This window comes from Actinophytocola sediminis, assembly GCF_054779715.1.
Genome location: NZ_BAAGXS010000022.1, coordinates 26,621 through 49,634 on the forward strand (window position 1 = coordinate 26,621; position 23,014 = coordinate 49,634).

A 23,014-nucleotide genomic window follows, 5' to 3' on the forward strand; every position below is an offset into this window, starting at 1 on the left:
GTGCCTAAGTCTCCACCTTCGGCAACGCCGGCACCGGCACGGGGGCCAGGCTGTCGCTGGGCACCAGGCTGGCCAGCCGCCGACCGGCCAGCGCGGTCTGCACGGCGATCCGCACCCGCACCGCCACCTGCTCCGGGCTGCCGTCCGCGTCGACCACCACGTACCGGTCCGGGTCGGCAGCGGCCATCTCGGTGAGCACCCGCTGGACGTGCCAGTGGTGCTCGGTCGGCTTGCTTCTGGCCGCCGTCAGCAGACTCGGGTCGCGGTCCAGCAGGATCGTCACGTCCGGGCGCAGGCGCGCGGTGGCCCAGTCGGCCAGGCCCTCCAGCTCGGCCGGGTCCAGGCCGGCCGCCGCGGACAGGTGCGCCAACGGGCTGTCCACGAAACGCTCCATCACCACCAGCGCGCCCCGGTCGAGCGCTGGCCGGATCTGGCGTTCCACGATGTCGGCGCGCACCGCGGCGGCCACCAGCGCGTGTGCCCGCGCCCCGGTCAGCTGGGCGCCGGCGAGCACCGCCTGCAGCCGGTCGTCGTCCAGCGACGGGTCGCTGGCCAGCAGCACCTCCTTGGTGCCCGGCCGGCGCAGCCAGTCGGCCAGCAGGTGTGCCTGCACGGCCGTGTCCTGGGCGGTGTCGCCCTCCATCGCGACCAGCAGGCCGGTCGCGCGGCGGGGCTTGCGGCGGATGGCGGCCAGCAGGTCTGCCATGATCGGCTCGCTGCGGCGGTCGTCCATCTGCCGGTAGGCGATCACGCCGACCAGCGCCGCGAGCAGGCCGCTGGCCAGCAGCACCGGCCGGGTGCCGTCGATGGTCATCTCCCGGCCCCAGACGACCACGGTGCTCGGCCGCACCAGGCCGACCAGCACCGGCGTCAGGCCCATCGCGACAGCCAGGATGACCTTCATCAGCGCCTGGTAGATCGCGTTGATCCGGCCGCGGATGGCGTCCTCGATCTGCGAGCCGATGATCGTCACACCGGTCAGGAACGCCACCCCGGCGCACCCGCCGATCATCATCACCACGACCAGCGAGACGAACAGGTGCGGGGACAGCGCCACCAGGCACAACACCAGGCCGGCGAGCACGATCGCGACGCCGAACAGGCGGTTGTGCGGCAGCCGCCTGGCCAGCTTCGGCGCGCCGGCCATGCCGGAGGCCAGGCCGATGAACAGGGCGACGAGCAGCAGGCCGAACGCGGACTCGCCGCCGCGGAGGCTGTCGGCGTAGAGCTTGGCCGAGCCGATCAGCGCACCGGCCGCGGCGATCGCGCCGATCAGGCCGATGAGCAGACCGCGCACCAGTGGGGTGCTGCGCACGAACCGGGCGGCGTCGCGGATCATCTCGCGGAAGTTGGGTTTGTCCTCGTCGGCGCGCTGTTCCGACGTGCGGGTCGTCGACGGCGTGGCGGCCCGGATCGACAACTCGGGAATCCGGGTGGCCACCAGGATCGCGCTGGTCAGGTAGAGCAGGCCGTTGATCGCCAGGATGATCTTGGCCATGCCCAGGCCGTCCGGGTCCGGCTGTAGGTCCAGGTTGGTGGTGATGCCGGTGATCGCCGCGTACAGGCCGAAGCCGCTGATCGCCGCGATGCCGTAGGTCATCACCAGGCCGAGCTGGCTGGCCGTCTCCACCTGGTCGGGCCTGCGCAGCAGGTTGGGCACCGCGGCGTCCTTGGACGGGATCCACATCAGCGCACAGCAGCCGATGAGGAAGTTGCCGGCGAACAGCCACCACGTGGTGCCGACGACCGCGATCGACAGGAACAGGCCGCAGCGCAGTACGTCGCAGACCACCATGACCTTGCGCCGATCGAACCGGTCGGCGAACAGGCCGCCGAGCGGGGCGAACAGCAGGCCGGGCAGCAGCTGGGTGAGCACGACGCCGGCGAACGCGAAACTCTCGGCCGGATAGCCGTCGGTCAGTTTGGTGAGCAACCCGGTCAGGGCAAGTAGCGACAGCCAGTCACCAATACTGCACAAATAGGTGACGCCCCACAGTCTCCGGAAACCTCTGATGGCGAGCACGCTGCGCGCGCGGTGCGTAATGGACGCGTGCGACTCGGCCGGCGCACTGACACCGGTATCCGAGCCTGAACCCGTTCCCCCGCTGATTCCAGCCACCCCATCTCCACGGAGCCCGCGCCACCAGGGTAGCCGGCACGCGAGCACGTCTGGATGATCGGACGGTAGTAGGTGTCCGGTCGCACAGTTCTTCGGGGTATATCGACTTAGCTGAAAATAGACGCGATTGTGTCAATCAGACTGGCAATGACCACGATTGCGATCACCGCGACTACCACCAGTAGCAACATGATGATCGCGACACTCGGTGCGGAGGATTTTCGGCCGGCGGCCCCGGCCGGGCGTGCCGCCGGTTCGCCGCGACGCATCCTCGGCCAGCCGATGGGCAGCCGCCGCGGCGGCGCCACCGATCCCGGCGCGCTCGCCTCCCCGGTCTCCTCGGCGGTCTTCGCCAGCTTCTGGGCCTGGATGCCGAACGGCGGCGTCGGCGTCGGATCTGACGACGGTTCGGCCGGCGGCGCAGGCTCCTCGGCCGGCGCGGCGGTGTCGGCGGGTGGGTCGGCCGGTGGCGCCTGGGCCGGGATCTTCGGTTCGGCGACGAGCCCGAGATTGAGTTCGGAGTCCTCGTCGAGCATGCCGGCCATCGCCTCGCGGACCGCGCTGATGTCGGGCATCGGCGGCTCGACCACGCGCACCTTGAGCGGCTCCAACTCGCTGCGACTGCCGGTGACCAGGCCGGACAGCGGATCGGCGAGCATGGGTGGCGGCCCGGGTTCCTGAGTGCCGTCGCTGGTCATTCGGGTCTCCCTGAGCTAACTGTCGGTGACGGTCTGCTTATCAGGGTAGGAGGCTTCCGCGCGTCGGGCCAGATAAACCTGCCGAACCGCCAGGCTCACCCGCACATCGGCCAGCAGCGGATCGAAGAACGCCTTGCGGTAGTGCGGATCCGTGGCCGCCGACGCGGTGAAGTACAGGCCGGAGAACACCGACAGGAAGATCGAGACCTGCACCAGCGCCCGGCTCACCGGCAGCTCGACCCCGAACAGCCGGCCATCGGCCAGCACGTCGACGCCGAGCCAGGTCTGCACCACGGTCTCCCGGATCGCGAGCGCACCGAACAGGACGAACAGCACGAACACCAGCATCGCGAGCACCGCGATCTGCAGGGCCTGGGCGACGAACAGCACCACGGTGACGTTGACGCGTTCGGCGCGGGACAGCGGTTGCGGGTCGACCGGGGCGTCGGCGGTGGCGAGGTCGGCCAGCGGGGTGCCGCGCAGCTGGGCCGCGAGGTCCTCGACCCGGCCGGTGCTGGCCCGGTCGGTCATCGTGCCGAGCTCGTCGGCCTGGGTGGCGATCATGAACAGCACCGAGAGCCCCGCCAGCAGCGCGACCACGGCCCACAGCTGAGGGCGGGGCAGGGCATCGGCGATCTGCCACATCTCGGTGGAGAAGAAGGCGAACATCACGACCAGCACCAGCAGCGGCAACGCCTTGGTGGCCATGGTGCCGACGGTGCCGAGCTGGCGCAGCGCGTTGCGCAGTCCCCAGCCGAGGATCGACCCGGCGCCGACGTAGACGGCGAACAGCACGACCAGCGTGGCGCCGATGTTGATGGTGAGGCTGACCCACAGGTAGCTGCGCAGCCCGATCGCCCAGTCGACCACCGGCAACACCAGCACGTTGAGCGCGAGCGCGGCGATGGCCAGTAATCGGCGGCCCCGCTGGTCGAGGCGGCGCAGCCACTTGGCGACCCACCAGGCCAGGAACGTCGGCAGCACCAGCGCGGCGACCGCGACCACCACGAGCTGGCCGATGACGAAGGCCGGGTTGGCGAGCAGCCGTTCGAGCTCGCCCGCCGGCAGATCCAGCACCGCGGCCAGCGCGGAGACCAGCGGGTCGATGGTCAGCAGGAAGACCAGGGCGGGCACGGCGCGCTGGATCAGCGCCGAGCCCCGCCGGTCCTGCCGGACGACCAGTGGCAGTCCCCGGCGCCGAAACCACGCCTCAACCGCTCGGCGGTCGAGCTCGGGCGGTTGCGGCGCCAGGTCCGGGGCGTCGTTCACCCGGCGAGGCTAACGCCAGGGTCAGGCCTTCGACTTGGCGGTGGACTTCTTCGCCGTGGTCGACTTCGCCGGAGCCTTGCGCCGGGTGGTGGTGGCCCGCTTGGGCGCCGGTCCCTTGGCCCGCTTCTCCGCCAGCAGCTCGGCCGCGCGCTCGTCGGTCAGCTCCTCCACGCTGTCGGACTTGCGCAGCGACGCGTTGTACTCGCCGTCGGTGACATACGGCCCGAACCGGCCGTCCTTGACCACCATCGGCTTGCCGGACACCGGGTCGTTGCCCATCTCCTTGAGCGGCGGCGCGGACGCGGCCGCCTGCCGGCCCCGGCGCTTGGGCTCCGCGTAGAGCTTGAGCGCCTCGTCGAGGGTGACGGTGAAGATGTCCTCCTCCTTGGCCAGCGACCGGGAGTCGGTGCCCTTCTTCAGGTACGGGCCGTAGCGGCCGTTCTGCGCGGTGATCTCCTCGCCACTTGTCGGGTCGTTGCCGACCACCCTGGGCAGCGACAACAGCCGCAGCGCCTCCTCGAGCGCCACCGACTCGACCGACATCGACTTGAGCAGCGAACCCGTACGCGGCTTGACCTTCTTGGCCTTCGGGTCCTCCTGCTCCGGCAGCACCTCGGTGACGTACGGGCCGAAGCGGCCCTCCTTGGCGACGATCTCGTGCCCGGTCACCGGATCGGTGCCCAGCGATCGGCCCTCCACCGGCGTGGCGAACAGCTTCTCCGCCAGCTCGACGTTCAGCTCGTCTGGCGGCAGGTCCTCTGGCAGGTTCGCCCGCTGCGGCTTGTCCGCCCCGTCCGGGCCGTCGCCGTCGCGCTCCAGGTACGGGCCGTAGCGACCGACCCGGACCACCACCGCGCGCCCGGTCTCGTCGGCGAACAGCGGAATCGAGTTGATCTCGCGCGCGTCGATGGTGTCCACACCGGACCCGACGAGCGTCTTCAGTCCCCCGGCGCGACCGACCGAGCCCTGCGGGCCGACGTCACCGCCGAAGTAGAAACCGGTCAGCCACTGGGTGCGCTGCTGCTCGCCGGACGCGATGAGGTCCAGCTCGTCCTCCATGGCCGCGGTGAAGCCGTAGTCGACCAGCCGCCCGAAGTGCCGCTCCAGCAACCCGACCACCGAGAACGCGATCCAGGACGGGACGAGCGCGGAGCCCTTCTTCCACACGTAGCCGCGGTCCTGGATGGTGTTGATGATCGACGCGTAGGTCGACGGCCGGCCGATACCCAGCTCCTCCAGCGTCTTCACCAGGCTGGCCTCGGTGTAGCGCGGCGGCGGGCTGGTGGTGTGCCCATCCGGGTTCAGCTCGGTGGCCGTCACGCCCTGGCCCTTGGCGAGCCTGGGCAGCCTGCGCTCGGCGTCGTCGGCCTCGCCGCCCTCCTCCGAGTCGACCGCCTCGACGTAGGCCCGCAGGAAACCGGCGAAGGTGATGGTCCGGCCGGACGCGGCGAACGTGCACTCCTCGCCGGAGGCGGCCGTGCCGGTGATCCGCACGCTCATCGTGGTGCCGCGCGCGTCGGCCATCTGCGAGGCCACCGTGCGCTGCCAGATCAGCTCGTAGAGCCGGAACTCGTCGGACTCCAGCTCGCCGGCGACCTGCCCCGGGGTGCGGAAGACCTCACCGGCCGGCCGGATCGCCTCGTGCGCCTCCTGGGCGTTCTTGACCTTGCGGTTGTACTGGCGCGGCTGCGGGGAGACGTAGGCGTCCCCGTACAGCTCCCGCGCCTGCGCCCTGGCCGCCGAGATCGCCGTCTCCGACAACGTGGTGGAGTCGGTACGCATGTAGGTGATGTAGCCGTTCTCGTACAGCCGCTGGGCGACCCGCATCGCCCGCTCCGCCGAGAACCGCAGCTTGCGGCCGGCCTCCTGCTGCAGCGTCGAGGTCATGAACGGCGCGTACGGCTTACGGGTGTACGGCTTCTCCTCGACGTTGGACACCGTCAGCGCGGCGCCGGTCAGCGCCTCGGCGAGCCGGCGGGCCTCTGGCTCGTCCAGCCGCAGCACGTTCGTGCCCGACTTGAGCTGGCCGTCCTGGCCGAAGTCGCGGCCGGTGGCCAGGCGGGTGCCGTCGACCGAGAGCAGGCGGGCGCCGAAGTTCCTCGGCTCGGCCTCCTCACCGGCGTCGAGCTTGGCGGAGATGTCCCAGTACGAGGCGGGGACGAACTTCATCCGCTCCCGCTCGCGGTCCACCACGATCCTGGTGGCCACCGACTGGACCCGGCCGGCCGACAGGCCACGGGTGATCTTCTTCCACAGGACCGGGCTGACCTCGTAGCCGTAGAGGCGGTCGAGGATGCGGCGGGTCTCCTGGGCGTCGACGAGGTCCTGGTCCAGCGGTCGGGTGTTCTGCGCCGCGGCGCGGATGGCCGACTCGGTGATCTCGTGGAACACCATCCGGCTGACCGGGACCTTCGGCTTGAGCGCCTCGAGCAGGTGCCAGGCGATCGCCTCGCCCTCGCGGTCACCGTCTGTCGCGAGGTAGAGCTCGTCGACGGTCTTGAGAGCTTCCTTGAGCTCGGTGACCGTGGACTTCTTGTCCGGGGTGACGATGTAGATGGGCTCGAAGCCGTTGTCGACGTTGACGCCGAGGTTGGACCACGACTCGCCCTTGTACTTCGCCGGCACCTCGGCCGCCTTGCGCGGCAGGTCGCGGATGTGGCCGCGGGAGGATTCCACGACGAAGTTCCGGCCGAGGTAGGAGGCGATCTTGCGCGCCTTGGCCGGCGACTCCACGATCACCAACCGGCGCGGCTCTGCCCCGTTGGTCGTGCCGCCGCTCTTCGTCCCCGTAGACCCTGCCACTCGTGTCCCGCTCTCTTGTCAAGCCCACTCTCAGCTCGACAGTGTGCACGTTGCTGTCCGTGTTACCTACCCCCAGGTGCTTCCCAGCACACTTCGCTGAGGCGGTAGTCACCGTTACCTGGGTAGCACACGTTCACGCCGTCTGGCGCACCCGGGATACCGCCGGCCAGGTCGGCTCGGCTGCTTCGAGCGGCGGCCGACCGACGAGTTCGGCCAGTCGCGCCAGCCGGCGGCGACCCGATATTCGCAGGCCCGGACCCTCGTCGCGACCACAGTGGAGGGTGGCGGGCAGACCGGCGCGACCGACCGCGTCGATCAACCGCTCATGGGTTGACGGCGCGAGCGGGTCGAGCGCGAGCCGGTAGCCGCCGTCGGTCCAGCCGCCGACGGCGAGCACCCACAGTCGTAACGCTCCGCCACCGAGAGTGAGGCCGGGCGGCGCGGTCTTCGCGTCGTCGCCGGTGGTCCAGGCGGCGGCCAGCGGGCTGAGGTCGGCGCGGAAGGCCGTGCGCACCAGCAGGCCGTCGGGACACGTGTACAGGCTCGCGTCGACGCCCCGTTCGGCCATCGCCCGGACCAGCGCCCGCGCCCGCCACAGCTCCCCGACGGTGACCGACAGGCGCGCGGCGACGCCACCGAAGCCGCTCAGCCGACCCGGTCCGCACAGCAGCCCCGCGAGGTCCCCCGGTGCCGGCGGGTTCGCCTCGGCGGAGTAGAACGACAACTGCGCCACCCGGCCAAGGGTAGAACACCCGTTCGATCCCGGGAAGCGCTAACCGTGATCGCGGTGGAACAGTCTGCCATCGGCCACCCGGACGAGCGATCAGCCAGGCACCACGCAGCCGGGCGGCGGGTCGGGCAGCGCGGCCGCGGATCCGGCCGGCAGCCGCCACAGCCCGGTGCTGGACATGACCAACACGGACGTGTCGCGGACCGGCACGATCGCGTTGACCGTGCCGACCGAGAACGGCGCCGTCGCGTGCATTTCGCCCTCGCCGGTCACCCAGAGCAGCCGGGTTCGCCGGTCCTCGGTGATCGCCAGCCACCAACCGTCCTCGCCCACCGGCGCGACCGCGTCGACCTCCGGCAGGTAGGACTCGGCGGCGCTGGCGGTCAGCCCACAGCGCTCGTCCAGCCCGCCGGCGAGCGGCGTCCACTCCTGGTCGCCCGGGGCGGCGGTGAACAGCCGGTCGCTCGGCAGGCTGCTGTCGCCGGCCACGATCCGCCGGGAGCCGGGGTGTTCGAGCAGGTGTCGCAGGCCGAACCGCCCGTCGTCCACGCGGGCCGCGCGCGGCAGCCGCACGACCGGCAACGAGGTGGCCTCGACGATGGCCCCGGCCGCCAGCGAGGAGACCTCCAGCCGGCGCACCGTGGGGTCGTGGGCGTCGCCGGTGGTCAGCAGCAGCACACCCGCACTGGACAGCGACCCGACCGCCAGCGAACCGTTCACCACCGCCGGTTTCCCGCCGGGCGCGACCACCCGCACCTCGCGCCCGCGGAACGCGGCGACCAGCCGGTCGTCGACCACGCCGAGTAACGAGGTCCTGGTGTCGTCATTGCGCACGAGCACGGTCACCCGGCCATCGTCGACGGCCAGGATGCCGCCAGGCAGCGCGATGCCGGTGCCGCCGTTGGCCGGGACCAGGGTGTACACCCAGCTGGTCGACGGGAGAACCGACGCGCCACCGCGCGGCGGGCCGCCGTCGATACCTTGCGCCCCGGGGATCACCTGTCGCAGCGGGCCACTGGTCAGCGCGACGGCCTCGGGCGCCTGGGCCGGCACGAACCACACCGGGATCGCCAGCAGCACCGTCGCGGCCGGCAGCAGCCGCGACCAGCCCGCCAGCGAGCGGACCAGCGTGACCAACGCCACGCCGGCCACCGCCAGCCCGGCCACCAACGTCACGGCCGAGCCCGGTGCCATCCCCCACGATCCGGCGGCCGCCACCGCGACCGTGACCAGCGCCACGCCGGCGCCGGCCAGCCACCACCAGCCGGCCCGCGACCGCGTCCGGACACCGTGGGCGACGGCCAGGAGCACGACAAACGCGGCGAGCACGACCAGCCAGGAGCCCGCCGACCCGACGACCTCGGTTCCCGGCAGGCCGTCGCGGCCGTCGTCGGTCAGCGTGCCGTCGGCGTAGCGGTAGGTCGCCTTCGGCGAGCGCCACCACGGCAGCCACAGCGCGACCACCGCCAGCACCGCGAGCAGGGCCGCACTCCAGGCGGTCCACCGAGTCCAGCGCACGATTTCCCCCGGTCACTTCCCCCGCGATGACGACGACGGCGGTCCTGCCCCGGATCATGCCGGGTCAGGACCGCCGTCGTCGTGCGCTCAGCTCAGGAAGAGGCCTGCTCCAGTTCCTTACAGGCCGGCGCCTCCTGCAGCGCCTTGTTCAGCTCCTCGTTGTCCTTGAAGTTGCCCGTCGGGTCGATCTCGGACAGCGCCTGCAGCTCCTCCATCGCGGACATGACGGCGGTCTGGAAGCCGCTGGCGTCCTCGACCGTCGCGTCCTCGACCGTGGTCTTGGCCTTGGTCACCGACTCCTTGGCGGTGCCAACCTGGTCGACGAAGTCGCTGACGGCCTGCTCACCACCGTCGACCGGCGGGGTGCCGGCGTCCTCGAACGCGCTCGCCATGCCGTCCAGCGACGTCTCGAGCGTGCCGAGGTAGGTGACCAGTGCGTCCTTGGCCGCCTGCGGGTCGGCCGAGCCGAGGTCGGGCTGCGTGCTGATCGCCTCGATGTCGTCCTTGACCGACGTGCACACCGTGTCGGCCCAGGCGTTCGGGTCGCTGCTGCCGGAGTCGCCGCCGGCGGAGTCACTCTCTCCGCCTCCGCAACCGGTCACCGCGAAGGCGAGCACGGCCGCGAACGCGGTGATAACCCGTGACTTCATCGTTCTCCTTTAGTTTGTTTGGTTCAGGAGACGCCGTTGGCGACCGGCGTGTCCGCCGGGTCCTCCGCGATCGCGGTGCCGCGCCGCTTGGACACGATGATCGCACCGATGATCAACAGTGCGGCGACGACCGCGATGGTCACTCGCAGACCGGCGTTGGCGTCCGCACCGACGGAGAAGGTCACGATCGCCGGCGCGATCAGCAGCGAGACCAGGTTCATCACCTTGATCAGCGGGTTGATCGCCGGACCGGCGGTGTCCTTGAACGGGTCACCGACAGTGTCACCAATGACGGTCGCCGCGTGCGCCTCGGAACCCTTACCACCGTGGTTGCCGTCCTCGACCAACTTCTTGGCGTTGTCCCACGCGCCGCCGGAGTTGGCCAGGAAGACGGCCATCAACGTACCAGTGGCGATCGCGCCGGCCAGATAGCCCGCCAGCGGACCGACGCCGAGGCCGAAGCCGACCGCGATCGGCGCGAGCACCGCCATCAGCCCAGGGGTCGCCAGCTCGCGCAGCGAGTCGCGGGTGCAGATGTCCACCACGCGGCCGTACTCCGGGCGGACGGTGCCGTCCATGATGCCGGGGTTGGCGTGGAACTGACGACGTACCTCGAACACCACCGCGCCCGCTGCTCTGGACACCGCGTTGACCGCGAGACCGGAGAACATGAACACCACGGCCGCGCCGATCAGGATGCCGACCAGCACGTCGGGGCTGAACACGATGAAGTCGGTCAGGTCGAGGTTCGACGACGCCTCGATCAGCGCGTCGGTGATCGCCGTCAGGTAGGAGCCGAACAACGCGGTCGCCGCCAGCACGGCGGTCGCGATCGCGATGCCCTTGGTGATCGCCTTGGTGGTGTTGCCGACCGCGTCCAGCTCGGTCAGGATCGCCGCGCCCTCGCCCTCGACGTCACCGGACATCTCGGCGATACCCTGCGCGTTGTCCGAGACCGGGCCGAAGGTGTCCATGGCGACGATGACGCCGACCGTGGTCAGCAGGCCGCAGCCGGCCAGCGCGATCGCGAACAGCGCCACGAACAGCGAGCCGGACAGCAGGAACGCGCCGTAGACCGAGGCGCCGATGACCAGCGCGGTGTAGACGGCGGACTCGAAGCCGACCGAGATGCCGGAGAGGATCACGGTCGCCGCGCCGGTGAGCGAGGACTTGCCGACGTCCTTGACCGGCTTGTACTCGGTGCCGGTGAAGTAGCCGGTGAGCCAGAGGATCACGCCGGCGAGCACGATGCCGATGATCACCGCGACGGCCGCGATGAGCGCCGGGCTGCCGACCAGGTTCGGCTCGGCGGAGTCGGTCAGCTCGGAGAACGAGTTCGGCAGGAAGACGAAGGCGGCGACGGTGCACAGCAGCGCGGAGATCACCGCGGAGATGTAGAAGGACCGGTTGATCGCCGTCAGGCCGCTCTCGCCCGGCTTGGCGCGGGTGATGTAGACGCCGATGACCGCGGTGATCACGCCGAGTGCCGGCACGATCAGCGGGAACAGCAGGCCCTGGGCACCGAACGCGGTGGAGCCGAGGATCAGCGCGGCGACCAGGGTCACCGCGTAGGACTCGAACAGGTCCGCGGCCATGCCGGCGCAGTCGCCGACGTTGTCCCCGACGTTGTCGGCGATGGTGGCGGCGTTGCGCGGGTCGTCCTCGGGGATGCCCTGCTCGACCTTGCCGACCAGGTCGGCGCCGACGTCGGCGGCCTTGGTGAAGATGCCACCGCCGACCCGCATGAACATGGCGATCAGCGCGGCGCCGAAGCCGAAGCCCTCGAGCACCTTGGGCGCGTCGCCCGCGTAGACCAGCACCACGACCGCGGCGCCGAACAGGCCGAGACCGACGGTGGCCATACCGACCACACCACCGGTGCGGAAGGCGACGCGCATGGCGATCTCGCGGCCACCCTCCTCCCGTGCGGCGGCGGCGACCCGCAGGTTGGCCTGGGTGGCCAGCCACATGCCGAGATAGCCGATGCCGAACGAGAACACCGCGCCGATCACGAAGAACAGGGAGCGCCCGATCCGCTCGCCCCAGCCCTCCGCTGGCAGGAAGAACAGGACGACGAACACGATCGACCCGAAGATCATCAGCGAGTTTCGCTGACGCTTCAGGTACGCGCCGGCGCCCTCCTGTACGGCCTTGGCGATGTCCTGCATCTTCGAGGTGCCCTGGCCTGCGGCCAGCACCTCCTTGAGCAGCACGTAGCCAACGGCGAGGGCAGCGAGAGCGATCACGGCCACCACGACGATGACGCCGCGATCACCGCCGGTCAGCGGCGGGCCTTCCGCTAGGTACTGCCAGGACATCGGGCCTCCAGGTACTTCTGCCTGATGTTGGCGCGATCACCGGCCGGCCTGGAGCGGCCGGGGCAAAGTCCCTGTTCGGGACGGGTGCGCCACCAGGTATTGATGGGACGACGGCGGAGTCTATTGGTTGGACTCACGCCGCCCGCGAGCCGTCCCGACAAGTGGGTTTTCGGCGGCTTTCGGCTGGCCAGCCATGATCGATCCAGAGTATCGATCCAGAATTCGGCGCCGACGGCGTCGCCTGACCTGTCGGTGCCGTGTGCGAAGCTCCTGGCCGTGGGGACGCAGGCAGCCGTTGGCCGAGGCACCCGGTTACTCGAGCGTGTGCTCGCCGGGGTGCCGGCTGGGGAGAATCCGCTGCGGCATGTGCGGGAGCTGCCAGCACGCGCGGCCACCGAGGTGCCGTGGCCGGCATGGGTGCCCGAGCCGCTGCGCGCGGCGCTGGCGCGGGGTGGGGTCGACGCGCCGTGGGCCCACCAGGCCGAGGCGGCCGAGCAGGTGTGGGCCGGACGGCATGTGGTGATCTCCACCGGCACGGCGTCCGGGAAGTCGCTCGCCTACCAGTTGCCGGTGCTGGCGACGCTGGCCGCGCGGCCGAAGGCGACCGCGCTGTACCTGTCGCCGACCAAGGCGTTGGGTGCCGACCAGCTGCGGTCGCTGTCGGCGGTGGCCGATCCGGCCGTGCGGGCGGCGGCCTTCGACGGGGACACGCCGATGTCGGAGCGGGACTGGGTGCGGGCGTACTCGCGGTGGGTGTTCACCAACCCGGACATGCTGCATCGCGGGATCCTGCCGGGGCACGCGCGGTGGGCGCAGTTCTTCCGGCGGCTCAGCCATGTGGTCGTGGACGAGTGTCACGGCTATCGGGGGGTATTCGGCTCGCACGTGGCGTTGCTGCTGCGGCGGCTGCGGCGGGTCGCGCTGCGGTACGGGTCGGATCCGGTGTTCGTGCTCGCCTCGGCGACGGTGTCCGACCCGGCGGCGTCGGCGTCGTTGCTGGCCGGGGTGCCGTGCGTGGCGGTGACCGAGGACTCCTCGCCGCGCGGGGCGCGGACGGTGGCGTTGTGGGAGCCGCCGCTGTTGCCGGAGCTGGCCGGGGAGAACGGCGCACCGGTGCGGCGGTCGGCGGGGGCGGAGACCTCGCGGATCCTGACCGACCTGGTGGTCGAGGGCGCGCGGACGTTGGCGTTCGTCCGGTCGCGGCGGGGGGCGGAGCTGACCGCGCTGACCGCGCGGCACGCGCTGGCGCAGGTGGATGCCTCGCTGCCCGCGCGGGTGGCGGCGTACCGGGCGGGGTTCCTGCCGGAGGACCGGCGGGCGCTGGAGAGCGCGCTCGCCGACGGGACGTTGCTGGGGGTCGCGAGCACGAACGCGCTCGAGCTGGGGGTGGACATCGCCGGGCTGGACGCGGTGGTGGTCGCCGGCTATCCGGGAACGCTGGCGTCGTTCTGGCAGCAGGCCGGCCGGGCGGGCCGGGCGGGCGATGGCGCGTTGGTGGTGTTCGTGGCCCGCGACGACCCGCTGGACACGTACCTGGTGCACAACCCGACGGCGGTGCTGGACAAGCCGATCGAGGCGACGGTGATCGACCCGTCGAACCCGTACGTGCTGGCCCCGCAGCTGGCCTGCGCCGCGGCCGAGCTGCCGCTGACCGAGGCGTGCCTGCCGGCGTTCGGCGCGCCGGGCGCGGTGCGCCGAGTGCTCGACGACCTGGTGGCCGACGGCGCGCTGCGCCGCAGGCCGACGGGCTGGTTCTGGACCGCGCGCGACCGCCCGCACTCCACTGTGGACATCCGGGGTTCCGGTGGGGACCAGGTGGCGGTGGTGGAGGGCGACTCGGGCCGGATGCTGGGCACGGTCGACTTCGGCTCGTCGTTCACCACGGTGCATCCCGGGGCGGTGTACCTGCACCAGGGGACGTCGTACGTGGTGGACGAGTTGGACCTGGAGTCGGGGTTGGCGTTGGTGCACCAGGAGGATCCGGAGTGGACGACCCAGCCGAGGACGGTCGTGGACATCTCGGTCCTGTCGACCGAGACGCACGGCGAGTTCGCCGACGAGGTGTCGGTATGTCTCGGTGAGGTCGCGGTGACCTCACATGTGGTCGGCTTCCTGCGCCGGCTGCCGACCGGCGAGGTGCTCGACCAGGTGCCGTTGGACCTGCCGGAGCAGACGCTGCACACCAGGGCGGTCTGGTACACGCTGAGCGAGCGGGTGTTGGCGGCCGCCGGGCTGTCCACGGCGGAGGTGCCCGGCGCCCTGCACGCGGCCGAGCACGCGGCGATCGGTCTGCTGCCGCTGTTCGCGACCTGCGACCGGTGGGACATCGGCGGGGTGTCCACCGCACTGCATCCCGACACCGGTGAGGCGACGGTCTTCGTCCACGACGGACATCCCGGTGGCGCCGGCTTCGCCGACCGTGGGCACGCGGCCCTGGTGCCATGGCTGACCGCGACCAGGGACGCGATCGCCGCGTGCGAGTGTCCGGCCGGTTGCCCGTCGTGCGTGCAGTCTCCCAAGTGCGGCAACGGGAACGAGCCGCTGGACAAGGCGGGTGCGGTGGCGGTGCTGACCGAGGTGCTGCGGGTCGTCGACGCCGAGCGGACAGCGGCCTGACTGTCCTTTGTGGACTCTGTGGACTTCTGGGTTCGGCTGAAGCAACGCGCCGGGGGCCGGAGCGGGTTCCGGTGTCCCCCGGCGCGTTGCGTTACGCCAGGCGCGCGAGGAGCGGTCTGCTACCGCTCGGGTCGTCACGTGACCAGTGGTCGCCATCGGCCGGGTGCCCATCACGCACGGAGATTTCGGGGAGGCTGAGCCCTCCGTGTGCGATGGCCATCCCTGGGGCCAGGTTATCGCCGATGGCCCGGTGTTGATCACGCTGCGGGAGGCCGCTTCCTCCAGCGAGCGCCTGACATGCCGCCCGTTCCTGGTCCGACCGCCTGGTTGCGGGAGCGGCGTGGACCGATGGAACGGGTTTCTTCGCGGTGGCGCGACATTTCTGTGCGCGCCCACCGCGCGTTCGCCGGGAGGGTGCTCCCGGCGAAGCCGGTGTTGCTGGCACAGCGGAGCGCAGCCCACTCATCCGCGGTGCCGGTCGTCTCTAGTCCGCGGTCACCAGCCCGGCGACCGGCCGGGCGGAGGTGACGTCGTGGGCGAGTGCGTCGAGCAGCGCGTCCTGGACGATGCTCGAGGCCGGCATCTGCCAGCCACACACCTCGGGACGGACCCGCCAGTGCACGACACCGTGCTGGAGCGGGGTCGGCGGCAGCGGGACGTAGCTGCCGGCCGTGTGGTGGACGAGGTCGGGGAGGTCGGCGAGCGTGCTGGCCAGCGGCTGGCCGGCGTCGACCAGGAAGGTCCAGCGGTCGTCCGGCGTCGCGATGATCGGCACGGGCAGCCCGACCGCGCGGAGCTCACGCGCGGCGGCGCGGCCGAGGTGGCCGGGGACCTCGATGGCGTCGAGGGTGACACCCGTGGCGAGCAGGACGCTGTAGGGGTGACCGCTCCACCAGGTGGCGACCTGCTCCGGTGCGGAGCCGATGCGGTCCTGCCAGTCCTCGTGGACGGGGTGCGGCCCGGTGTCCTCGGTGTGCTCACGGCCCGCCCAGTGCGAGCCCGCCGGATAGGTGCCGGGCAGTACCGACCAGCCGCGCCACGCGAGGCCGATGGCCTGGGCCCGCAGCTCGACGCGGAACGCTCCGCGCCAGCTGTCCGACCATTCCGTATCCAACATGTCGGGTACATGCCTCCTTGTGCTTCGAGCGCTCGCTTCACTGCGAGGCGCTCTGCAACTCACTTAACGACAGAGCGGACGTTCTACGTAATGTGCTGTCGACAACTGGTCGTTGTGGCACGGTGAGCGAATAACGAAAAGATGACGGGCTGAAGCCGCTCGCACCGGTCGTCGCAGGATGTTCGACCAGGGACCTGCCGCTTACCGTGCGGAGACGACCGTTCGCCTTGGACCGGAGTTCTGTTCGGCTGGCCCCGCCCTGGCCCGGGCCGCCGCCGGACCGAAACTGACCAGCACGCCGGGCGGTAACGCGGTGACCTCCACGAATGCGTCCCAGCCCGCGAGCCGGCAGGACTTCATGGTGGCGCGCATGCGGGTGCTGACCCACCGGGCTTTGTCGCACGCCGACCGTTCGCCGCTGATCACGTTGGCGGCAGCGGCGAGGGCCGCCAGATCGGCGGCCGCCGCCGCGCGATGTCTGGTGTCGACGGCGGCCGCCGCCCAGAAGACGGCGACGGTCACCACGAGCACGACCGCGATCCCGCCGACGGCCCCCAGAGTGGCCGACCCCCGGTCGGTCGACGGCCCGTCGCGCGCGGTGGGGATGGCGGTGGGGATGGTGGTGTCCGGGCGTTCGGTCATGGTGGAGGCTCCTTGGGTCAGGGAAGTTGTTCCGGGTTGGGTTCCGCGATCGCATAGGCGTCGGCGCTGAGTTCCAGGCCGGGGATCAGGCCACTGGCCGGGGCGGCGGTCACCGAGACGTGGATCTTGTCGCCGGTGGTGCTGATCCGCACGACCGCGTCGTCCGGGGCGATCTGGCGGGCGGTGGACACGGCTTTGTCCTGCTCGCCCCTCGCGGTGAGGCGGGCGGCCTCTCGTGCGGCGTCGGTGCACTTCAGTTGGTCCATCGCCGCCGCGATGCTGCTCAGGCACAGTGCGAGCACCAGTACGAAACCGGCGAAGACCATTCCCGCCTCGACCGTGACCATGCCGCTGTCGTTGTCGGGCTTTCCAGGGGCGGGCATCAGTTCAGCGAGAAGGCCTGATCGATCATCGCCCGCAGTTTCATCATCACTTCGCCGCCTTTGATCACCAGCAGGAGAATCCCGGCGAGGGCGGCCGCGGCGAGCATGGTTATCACGTACTCGATGGTGGTTGAGCCGTCGTCGGCGAGGAGGAACTCGCGGCGCGGGCGGGGCGGGGTCAGCATTGTGGGTTCTCCCGGTAAGTGGGTGTGCTTGCTTTCTCAGGTGGACAGATGAGTGGCCAGGCCGGTCACCACCGGGGCGACGCCGAGGCAGACGAAGGACGGCAGGAAACACAGGCCAAGCGGCGCCGTGATGAGGACGCCGGCTCGTTGGGCCATGGCCTCGGCCGCGTCGGCGGCGTGCCCACGGGCGGTGGTCGCCAACGTGGTGACCACGTCGGCCAGTGCGGTGCCGGAGCGGGTGGTGTGCCGGGCACTTCTGGCCAGCGCCGCCGTGTCCGGGCAGCGCATCGCCGGCAGCCAGGCGTCGACCGGGTCGGCACCCATGGCCAACAGGTCGGCGGTGGCCCGTAAGGCCTTCGCCGCGTGGTCGGGTAAGTCGTCGAGTACCGCGGTCACCGCGGTAGCGACGGGAAGGCCGGCGCGTAGACAGGCGGCAAGGAGATCCCACGTCGCGGCGAGGGCGAGCGGATCGGCGGTGGGGACCCGGGTGCGAGTCGACCGGCGGGCCAGCCACCAGGTCGCGGCCGCCACCAGCGCACCGAGCGGTGGGCCCTGGGGCAGCCCGGTCAGGACGGCGGTCAGCAGACCCAGGGACGTGGCGAGGGCGACGCGGGTGTGGCGGGGGTTCGGTGTCCAGGTCGTGCTGGCTCCGTGGAGGGTTTTCAGGCGGGCTTTCGCCGTGGCGACGGGAACGGTGAGCACGAGGGCGGCGGCCAGGAGGAGCGGTGTCGAGGTCATCTGGCCACCGCCTGGTTGGTCAGGCGGGCGCACCAGGCGATACCCGCGCAGAGGAACACCGCACCCAGTAGGAGCATGACCCGGCCGGCGGGCGTGGCGGTCAGCACGTGCAGTGGGTTGGCACCGATGAGCTGGCCGATGGCGATGCCCAGGGCGGGCAGCACGGTGAGGACGGTGGCGCTGGTGCGTGGCCCGGCCATGTTTGCCAGGACCCGGCGGGTGAACCGGACGCGTTGGTCGAGGTCGCGGACGACCGCGTCCAGCACGTCGGCCAGCGGCAGACCGTGGCGTTGGGCCAGCGCCCAGGCGCGAGAGAGCCGGGCGAGCACGGTCGGCAGCGTTGTCGGCAGACCGGTGGCGGCCGTGCGCATGGCTCGGTCGAGGTCGCCGTCCAGCCGGGCCGCGGCGGCGATCGCGCGCATCGGCCCGGCGGCCGACGGGTGGGCGTCCTCGGCGGCCGACTCGGCGGCGTCGGCCGGGTGGGCGCCGGCGCGTAGTGCCGCCACGAGGGAGCGGGTCGCGTCGGCGATGCCTTCGGTCGCGGTCAGGGAACGGGTGTGGTCGCCGCGAGCGCGCCAGCGGCGCATGGCGGTCGCCGTGGTCAGCGCGGCCGCCGCGGCGGCGAGCGGGCCGGCGATGAGCCAGCCGACGACGACCGAGGCGCAGGTGAGGGTGACCGCGCCGGGGCGTGGCGGGCGCCTGCGCCAGCGGGGCCGAGCGGGCGGACGGAGGGTGTGTAGGCGGGTGCTCGTCGGCCGGGTTGGCCAGCAGAGCACGGCCAGGCAGAGCACGGCGGCGCTCACCATGGTGGGGTCACTCCCCTGGCGCGCAGCAGGTCGGCGAGTTCGGCGGTGGCGGTGGGGTCGCCGTCGCGCCAGGCCGGGAGCACTCGGACGTCGTGCTGGTGGCGGTCCAGTACGCCGATCTCGGACAGGCGGCGGGTGCCGTCGGCGTGCCGGCGCATGTGCAGCACGACGTGGAAGGCGGCCGCCAACTGGCTGTGGAGGGCGGATCTGGACAGGCCACCCAGCGCGGCGAGGGCCTCCATCCTGGCGGGGAGCTCTGCCGGGGAGTTGGCGTGCACGGTGCCGGCACCGCCGTCGTGGCCGGTGTTCAGTGCGCTGAGCAGCTCGCAGATCTCCTGGCCTCTGGCCTCGCCGACGACGAGTCGGTCGGGGCGCATGCGTAGGCCCTGACGCACCAGGTCGGCGAGACTCACCTCGCCCGCGCCCTCGACGTTGGGTGGCCGGGCGATGAGGCGGACGAACTGGGGATGGTCGGGCGCCAGCTCACCCGCGTCCTCGATCGAGACGATGCGTTCGAGCGGGTCGACGCTGGTCAGCAGTGCGGACAACAGCGAGGTCTTGCCGGCGCCGGTGCCGCCGGTGACCACGAACGCGAGCCGGGCGTCGACGATGGCGATGAGCAGCCGGTGGCCGAGGGCGTCGAAGGTGCCGAGCCCGCGCAGCGACTCGAGGGTGTGGCCGGCCCGGCGGAGTACCCGCAGTGACAGGCAGGTGCCGTCGGCGGCGATCGGTGGCAGGACCGCGTGCAGCCGGACGCGGCCGTGCACGCCGACCGGCAGCCAGGCGTCGACGAACGGTTGGGCGTCGTCGAGTCGGCGGCCGCAGGCGAGGGCGAGGCGTTGGGCGAGCCGGCGAACGGCGTCCTCGTCGGGGAAGGTGACCTCGGTGCGCCGCAGGCCGCCCGCGCCGTCGAGCCAGACCTCGTCCGGCGCGGTGACCAGGACATCGGTGACGCCGTCGGCGCGCAGCAGGGGATCAAGCGGGCCGGCGCCGACGAACTCCTGGCGCATCAGGCGAAGCGCGCTGAGCATGTCGACGTCACCGACGACGCCGCCGGCTTCCGCGCGGACGGCCTCGGCGACGACCGCCGAGGTGATCTCGGTGGCGGTGCTGGCCAGCCGGCCGCGCACGCGGTCGACCAGAGTGGTGTCGTTCATGGTGCCTCGACTCGGGGTTCGGCTCGGGGTGTTGGAGGTGGTCATGCCGCCGACCCGCCGCCGCACGGAGAGCACAGGGTGGTGGCGGTCGCCAGGCACTGCCACGGGCCGGGGGTGCACTGGCGGCAGCGCACCGGCGGGCACGGACCGCGGCGAACAGGCGTGCGGCCGCCGGTGAGCCGGGCTGTTCGGCGTCGTTCGGCCAGGTCGATTACCGCCGCCAGGCCCCGCGGGTAGGGCAGGGCGCGACAGTGGGGACAGGGCGCTTGACCGGGTTGGTCGATGGGGCTGGTCATGGGATGGCTCGCAGGATTCGGGGCTCGCGGGGCGGTTGGGCGGACAGTTCGGCCAGCGTGGTGCGGGCCGCGCGGGTCAGCGGTCCCCTCGGGCGCGGGGCGAAGTCGCCTCGGTCGAGGGACTGGGGCAGGTAGGGCTCGGGCCGCATGGCGGCCAGCAGCGGGCGGCCGACGGCCTTCGCCACCTCCTCCGGGGTCAGGCCACCGGGCGAGGGGCCCCGGACGATCAGGCTCACGGTCACGCCCAGTTCCGACAGGCGTTCGGCGAGCAGCCGGGCGGACACGCACGCGCGCACCTCGCCAGGGACGACCATCACCGTCAGGTCCGCGCGCGACAGCGCGGCGGTGGCGGCCTGGTCAGGCGCGCGCGGCAGATCGCAGACCACGGTCTCGCCCGCGCGCCGGCCGGCCTCGAGGACCGCGGCCACCGCCTCCGGCGCGGGCGACACGCCCTTGCGCGCACCGGAAAGCACCGTGAGCCGGGCCTTGCCTCTCGTCCTGGTCGGCAAGGCGTCGTGCAGCGACGACGCGGCCACCCGGCCGGTTCTCAGGTGCATGTCCGGCCAGCGGAGGCCCTGTTCGGTCTCCGCGCCGAGCACCAGATCCAGGCCGCCGCCGAGCGGGTCGCAGTCGATCAGCAGGGCGTCGTGGCCGGTGCGCAGCGCGGTCAGGCCGAGCGCGGCGGCGAAGACCGACGCGCCGGCGCCGCCCCGCGCGCCGACCACGGCCACGGCTCTGCCGGTGGTCTGTGCGGGGGCCTCCGTCGCGTCGGCCATGGCGTTCACCAGCCAGGTCTCCGCGCCGGGGAGCTCGAGCACGCGTTCGGCGCCGATGTCGACCGCCAGTTCCCACAGCCGCTGCTCGGCCGGCTCGGCCGACACCAGGAACACCGTGTCCCGTCGTGGCAGCCCGGCCCGGTCGCATTCGCCGGCCCCCTCGGCGTCGAGCACGACCAGCGGTGCGGTCGACCAGCTCGGCCGGGCGGCGGCGACATCCGGCACGCATTCCAGGTCGCAGCCGGCGGCGGCCGCCAGCTTCAGCACGTCGTCGAGCAGGTCCTCGTCCTCGACGAAGGCCAGCGGGCGGATCTGCTCCACCTGAATCCCCGATCGTGTCCGTGGCCAGGCGGGTTCCCGGCCTCCAGCAACACGATCGGTGCGAACCAGCCACGCCTCAACCGCAGAAGATCAACATGTGGACAACGCCAGCGGTTGTGGACAACTACCCCGGCGAGGCCGTCGCGAGCAGCGAATTGTCGGCGGGCCGGAGTAGGATCGGTCGTTTGTCCCAAGTGGACATAGGCCGGATGAGGGACGACCCCCGTCAGGGGGGAGGGACGGGGGTCGTCAATGGTTCAGCCCCGGGGGGTCGGGCTGAACCCGCCCAGCAAAAGCTGGACGCCACCACTGTATCCCGTCCCATCGACGCTGTGGTTGCAACTTGCTCAACGCCGGCTTGCCCAATACAGACATCCGATGTCTCGCCAGCCTGGCTCGCCAGCACGAACGATCGCCCGCTCCTATGCTGGCCCGGTGACAAGAAGCGGTGAAAGCCCAGCGCAACCCCATCGCGAACCGCTACGGGCGGCGGCGTTCTTCGACCTGGACAAGACCATCATCGCCAAGTCGAGCACCCTCGCCTTCAGCCGACCCTTCTTTCGCAACGGGCTCATCAACCGCCGGGCCGTGCTCAAGGGCGCCTACGCCCAGTTCGTGTTCGCCGCCTCCGGCGCCGACGCCGACCAGGTCGAGCGGATCCGCGCCCACCTCACCTCGCTGTGCACCGGCTGGGACATCCAGCAGGTCCGGGCCATCGTCGACGAGACCCTGCACGACATCGTCGACCCGCTCGTCTACGCCGAGGCCACCGAACTGATCACCGATCACAAGGACGAGGGCCGGGACGTGGTCGTGGTCTCCGCCTCCGGCGACGAGATCGTCACGCCGATCTCCGAGATGATCGGCGCCACCCACAGCATGGGCACCCGCATGGTCGCCACCAACGGCCGCTACACCGGCGAGATCGCCTTCTACTGCTACGGCGACAACAAGGCCACCGCGATCAAGGAACTCGCCGCCGAGCACGGCTACGACCTCGCCGAAAGCCACGCCTACTCCGACTCGATCACCGACCTGCCGATGCTGGAGGCGGTCGGCCACCCCACCGTGGTCAACCCCGACCGGGGACTGCGCGCACTGGCGCTCGAACGCGGCTGGCCGATCCTCGAGTTCACCAAGCCGGTGTCGCTGCGCTCCCGCTTCACGACACCGTCGGGCACGACCGTCGCGGTCACCGCGATCGGCATCGGCGCCATCGCCACCGCCGGCGCGACCTGGTACGGCATCCACCGCAGGCGCAGGCGCTGATCGATCCAGCGGGAAACTACCCGATGAGCTGCGGAAAGAGCCCACAGAATACGCCCAGAACAGGTATTCGTCGACACCTGTCGGTCTCTTTAACGGTGCACCCCAATGTGGGCTTGAAGTGACCTCCCTCACTGGGTAGAAAGGACCTGCGGACCCCCGACCGGCCAGGGCCGGAGCGGAAGAGAAGTTCCCGACCACCCCGGGTGGGGCTCCGTGCACGGAACACCGGGCACCCACGCGCAGCAAGCCGCGGGAGGCATGTCGTCAAGGGACTGCGTACCGGGACGCCGGACGCCGAGGCCAGGTAGGTACGACACAGTTGCACGCTTGGTAACCCGAGCGTTCCGTGCTGGGCGATTGGGCGATCTCTGTCCGCGGAATGCGCGGACGGGATCGCCCAGTTCAATTTCTGGGGGGCGACCCCCCAGACCCCCACGGTGCGTGCTTTTTGCCGACCCGGCGTGTGGGATTTGGGGATTTACTAGCGGGCTTTTTGGGTTCTTGTTTCATTTTTTGGGGTGGGGCTTGCTTTGGTTTGGCTTGCGGTGGGGGACGTCTGCGGTTGGTGGGGGTCTGTGGTGGGCTGGCGGGTATGGGGTGGGGG

General features: G+C 71.4%; 18 protein-coding genes. 2 read left to right on the forward strand and 16 right to left on the reverse strand.

All coding sequences use genetic code 11. The annotated features are described in order from the left end of the window. Positions 1–4: 4 nt before the first annotated feature. From ACYVIP_RS15005 to ACYVIP_RS15040, 8 genes are all read right to left on the reverse strand, one after another. Positions 5–2,119: a bifunctional MFS transporter/dTMP kinase gene (locus ACYVIP_RS15005; protein WP_460396458.1), complete on the reverse strand. Its 2,115-nt coding sequence runs from the start codon at positions 2,117–2,119 to the stop codon at positions 5–7. A 107-nt stretch (positions 2,120–2,226) separates the two neighbouring features. Continuing rightward, complete coding sequence (locus tag ACYVIP_RS15010) at positions 2,227–2,817, reverse strand: hypothetical protein (protein WP_460396460.1); 591 nt, start codon at positions 2,815–2,817, stop codon at positions 2,227–2,229. Positions 2,818–2,832: 15 nt separating this feature from the next. Further along, on the reverse strand, positions 2,833–4,086 hold the full coding sequence (locus ACYVIP_RS15015) for a hypothetical protein (protein ID WP_460396462.1): 1,254 nt from the start codon (positions 4,084–4,086) through the stop codon (positions 2,833–2,835). 21 nt (positions 4,087–4,107) lie between these two features. Continuing rightward, positions 4,108–6,888: a type I DNA topoisomerase gene (gene topA, locus ACYVIP_RS15020; protein ID WP_460396464.1), complete on the reverse strand. Its 2,781-nt coding sequence runs from the start codon at positions 6,886–6,888 to the stop codon at positions 4,108–4,110. Between the two features lie 133 nt (positions 6,889–7,021). After that, positions 7,022–7,621: a hypothetical protein gene (locus ACYVIP_RS15025; protein ID WP_460396466.1), complete on the reverse strand. Its 600-nt coding sequence runs from the start codon at positions 7,619–7,621 to the stop codon at positions 7,022–7,024. Between the two features lie 90 nt (positions 7,622–7,711). Continuing rightward, positions 7,712–9,136: a hypothetical protein gene (locus ACYVIP_RS15030; RefSeq protein ID WP_460396468.1), complete on the reverse strand. Its 1,425-nt coding sequence runs from the start codon at positions 9,134–9,136 to the stop codon at positions 7,712–7,714. A gap of 92 nt (positions 9,137–9,228) precedes the next feature. Then, positions 9,229–9,786 carry a hypothetical protein gene (locus tag ACYVIP_RS15035; RefSeq protein WP_460396470.1) on the reverse strand — a complete coding sequence of 186 codons (558 nt, stop codon included), beginning with the start codon at positions 9,784–9,786 and terminating at the stop codon, positions 9,229–9,231. Between the two features lie 23 nt (positions 9,787–9,809). Continuing rightward, complete coding sequence (locus ACYVIP_RS15040) at positions 9,810–12,104, reverse strand: sodium-translocating pyrophosphatase (protein ID WP_460396472.1); 2,295 nt, start codon at positions 12,102–12,104, stop codon at positions 9,810–9,812. 276 nt (positions 12,105–12,380) lie between these two features. Here ACYVIP_RS15040 and ACYVIP_RS15045 point away from each other — a divergent pair, with 276 nt between their 5' ends. Continuing rightward, positions 12,381–14,720 carry a DEAD/DEAH box helicase gene (locus tag ACYVIP_RS15045; protein ID WP_460396474.1) on the forward strand — a complete coding sequence of 780 codons (2,340 nt, stop codon included), beginning with the start codon at positions 12,381–12,383 and terminating at the stop codon, positions 14,718–14,720. A 484-nt stretch (positions 14,721–15,204) separates the two neighbouring features. On the opposite strand, the gene ACYVIP_RS15050 is transcribed toward ACYVIP_RS15045, so the two are convergent. The 8 genes from ACYVIP_RS15050 to ssd form a co-directional block, all read right to left on the reverse strand. Further along, entirely contained in the window at positions 15,205–15,837 is a 633-nt protein-coding gene (locus ACYVIP_RS15050) for a bifunctional DNA primase/polymerase (RefSeq protein WP_460396476.1), read from the reverse strand. Between the two features lie 201 nt (positions 15,838–16,038). Then, the gene (locus ACYVIP_RS15055) at positions 16,039–16,479 is read right to left on the reverse strand and encodes an Rv3654c family TadE-like protein (RefSeq protein WP_460396478.1); all 441 of its coding nucleotides are present in this window, start codon (positions 16,477–16,479) and stop codon (positions 16,039–16,041) included. Between the two features lie 17 nt (positions 16,480–16,496). Continuing rightward, positions 16,497–16,862 (reverse strand): TadE family type IV pilus minor pilin, encoded by a 366-nt coding sequence (locus ACYVIP_RS15060; RefSeq protein ID WP_460396480.1) that lies wholly within the window; start codon positions 16,860–16,862, stop codon positions 16,497–16,499. Then, positions 16,862–17,047, reverse strand: a complete 186-nt coding sequence (locus ACYVIP_RS15065; protein ID WP_460396482.1) for a DUF4244 domain-containing protein — start codon at positions 17,045–17,047, stop codon at positions 16,862–16,864. The genes ACYVIP_RS15060 and ACYVIP_RS15065 overlap by 1 nt, the downstream gene beginning before the upstream one ends. Before the next feature lie 36 nt (positions 17,048–17,083). Continuing rightward, the gene (locus ACYVIP_RS15070; RefSeq protein ID WP_460396484.1) at positions 17,084–17,785 is read right to left on the reverse strand and encodes a type II secretion system F family protein; all 702 of its coding nucleotides are present in this window, start codon (positions 17,783–17,785) and stop codon (positions 17,084–17,086) included. Further along, on the reverse strand, positions 17,782–18,591 hold the full coding sequence (locus ACYVIP_RS15075) for a type II secretion system F family protein (protein ID WP_460396486.1): 810 nt from the start codon (positions 18,589–18,591) through the stop codon (positions 17,782–17,784). The genes ACYVIP_RS15070 and ACYVIP_RS15075 overlap by 4 nt, the downstream gene beginning before the upstream one ends. Next, positions 18,585–19,748 carry a TadA family conjugal transfer-associated ATPase gene (locus tag ACYVIP_RS15080; protein ID WP_460396489.1) on the reverse strand — a complete coding sequence of 388 codons (1,164 nt, stop codon included), beginning with the start codon at positions 19,746–19,748 and terminating at the stop codon, positions 18,585–18,587. The genes ACYVIP_RS15075 and ACYVIP_RS15080 overlap by 7 nt, the downstream gene beginning before the upstream one ends. Before the next feature lie 292 nt (positions 19,749–20,040). Further along, entirely contained in the window at positions 20,041–21,141 is a 1,101-nt protein-coding gene (gene ssd / locus ACYVIP_RS15085; protein WP_460396491.1) for a septum site-determining protein Ssd, read from the reverse strand. 435 nt (positions 21,142–21,576) lie between these two features. Here ssd and ACYVIP_RS15090 point away from each other — a divergent pair, with 435 nt between their 5' ends. After that, a complete protein-coding gene (locus ACYVIP_RS15090; RefSeq protein ID WP_460396493.1) occupies positions 21,577–22,410 on the forward strand; it encodes an HAD-IB family hydrolase in 834 nt (277 codons plus the stop codon). Positions 22,411–23,014 lie beyond the last annotated feature (604 nt).

Coding starts and splice junctions, on each gene's coding strand:
- ACYVIP_RS15055 (WP_460396478.1), bottom strand. CDS start 16,479: ATGACCGAACGCCCGGACACCACCATCCCCACCGCCATCCCCACCGCG.
- ACYVIP_RS15080 (WP_460396489.1), bottom strand. CDS start 19,748: ATGAACGACACCACTCTGGTCGACCGCGTGCGCGGCCGGCTGGCCAGC.
- ACYVIP_RS15040 (WP_460396472.1), bottom strand. CDS start 12,104: ATGTCCTGGCAGTACCTAGCGGAAGGCCCGCCGCTGACCGGCGGTGAT.
- ACYVIP_RS15010 (WP_460396460.1), bottom strand. CDS start 2,817: ATGACCAGCGACGGCACTCAGGAACCCGGGCCGCCACCCATGCTCGCC.
- ACYVIP_RS15060 (WP_460396480.1), bottom strand. CDS start 16,862: ATGCCCGCCCCTGGAAAGCCCGACAACGACAGCGGCATGGTCACGGTC.
- ACYVIP_RS15075 (WP_460396486.1), bottom strand. CDS start 18,591: ATGGTGAGCGCCGCCGTGCTCTGCCTGGCCGTGCTCTGCTGGCCAACC.
- ACYVIP_RS15050 (WP_460396476.1), bottom strand. CDS start 15,837: ATGTTGGATACGGAATGGTCGGACAGCTGGCGCGGAGCGTTCCGCGTC.
- ACYVIP_RS15070 (WP_460396484.1), bottom strand. CDS start 17,785: ATGACCTCGACACCGCTCCTCCTGGCCGCCGCCCTCGTGCTCACCGTT.
- ACYVIP_RS15035 (WP_460396470.1), bottom strand. CDS start 9,786: ATGAAGTCACGGGTTATCACCGCGTTCGCGGCCGTGCTCGCCTTCGCG.
- ACYVIP_RS15065 (WP_460396482.1), bottom strand. CDS start 17,047: ATGCTGACCCCGCCCCGCCCGCGCCGCGAGTTCCTCCTCGCCGACGAC.